At 62.8% G+C, this 589-nt stretch carries 1 protein-coding gene; it reads right to left on the bottom strand.

All coding sequences use genetic code 11. The annotated features are described in order from the left end of the window. Positions 1-157: 157 nt before the first annotated feature. A partial coding sequence (locus KZZ07_RS26655) for an ATP-binding protein (RefSeq protein WP_219519941.1) occupies positions 158-589 on the bottom strand: 432 nt, incomplete at its 5' end.

Below are 589 nucleotides of genomic sequence, written 5' to 3'. Positions count from 1 at the left end.
TGTCAATCCCGGAGCAAAATGGGTCAGTGAACCGGTGGAATAATCCCCAACGGCTGGGGTCTGGCGGGCGCCTTGGCGCGTGCGCTCCCAGATAGCTGGCGCGCGTCAAGGCGCACTGGCCGAAGGCCAGTTCGTTGGGATCTGGTTGTGGTTTGGATCAGGCTTTTGTCTTGCGGCTCTGTCGGAGACGGAAGCTCTCGCCGTTCATTTCGAGGATGTGGACGTGGTGGGTCAGACGGTCGAGGATGGCGCCGGTGAGACGCTCGGAGCCGAAGACCTCGGTCCATTCGTCGAAGGGGAGGTTCGAGGTAATGATGATCGTGCCACGCTCGTAGCGCTGCGAGATGATCTCGAAGAGCAGCTCGGCACCCGTCTTTGACAGCGGCACGAAGCCCAGTTCGTCGATGATCAGGAGATCCTGGCTGGCGAGGGTCTTCTGGAGGCGCTGGAGCCGGCGATCGTCGACCGCTTCGACGAGTTCGTGGACGAGAGCGGCAGCAGTAGTGAAGCGCACCTTCAGGCCTTTCTGGCAGGCCGCCAGTCCGAGGCCGAGGGCAATATGGGTCTTGCCGGTGCCGGACGGGCCCAG

Source organism: Mameliella sp. CS4, from assembly GCF_019392335.1.
GTDB lineage: Bacteria > Pseudomonadota > Alphaproteobacteria > Rhodobacterales > Rhodobacteraceae > Antarctobacter.
The sequence above is the reverse complement of the archived record's forward strand: the minus strand, read 5'-3'. Positions and strand labels throughout refer to the sequence as shown.